Origin of the sequence: Bacillus sp. JJ664 (genome assembly GCF_036962205.1) — a bacterium.
Classification (GTDB): Bacteria; Bacillota; Bacilli; order Bacillales; family Bacillaceae_G; genus Gottfriedia.
This window is the reverse complement of the sequence record NZ_JBALMS010000243.1, coordinates 416-1065: the sequence shown is the minus strand read 5'-3', so window position 1 is coordinate 1065 and position 650 is coordinate 416. Positions and strand designations below refer to the sequence as shown.

The following is a 650-nucleotide window of genomic DNA, read 5'->3' as shown; positions in this document are numbered from 1 at the left end:
AAAAAAATAAAAAAGAACTAGAAATAAGTAGTTCCATTCTCACTAACGTATAAATACATTTATATTTAATTAAAATTACTTTGGTATACTAATTAACTCCCCTATCATACCTAGTTGTATCGATAGAATAGATTAGATTATTAAATTGTTTATGATAGGAAAGCTATGATCTAGCTTAGTTTGACTTGTTTAATGAATTTATTACCTTTGTACATTTAGGTTATCTCTTTATAAACTTAATTTCTTTTAAAGGATTATTCATCCGACCAATATTCAAAATATCTTTATGTAGTAATCCTCTTAGATATTTGGACGTATTTGCGTATCAAAATGCCCCCATTAACCTACTTAAACTATAAATGTCTATCATCCCATTTCTTAACTGCTTTTGTGCAAAGTAATGACGACAATCGTGAGGTGAACATCGAACTTCTTTTCTAACACCAACATTGTCACAGTGTTCTTTAAGTATTTTATTAATATGTGAGCGTGATAATCGCATTGCTGATTGATCAAGAAAATAGTAATGCTCTATTTATTTTTGTGTTAAAAGCGTTCTTTCTTCATTTGCTCATATTTCCTCATAAATTTACGCATCACTCGGCTAATGTACACTAACCGCTGTTTAGAGCCTTTCCATGAATTTCTAT

General features: G+C 29.2%; 1 protein-coding gene. It reads right to left on the bottom strand.

Translation table 11 applies throughout. From position 1 onward, the window contains the following. Positions 1–325: 325 nt before the first annotated feature. Positions 326–502 (bottom strand): hypothetical protein, encoded by a 177-nt coding sequence (locus V7056_RS20745; protein WP_499704279.1) that lies wholly within the window; start codon positions 500–502, stop codon positions 326–328. Between the last annotated feature and the right edge of the window lie 148 nt (positions 503–650).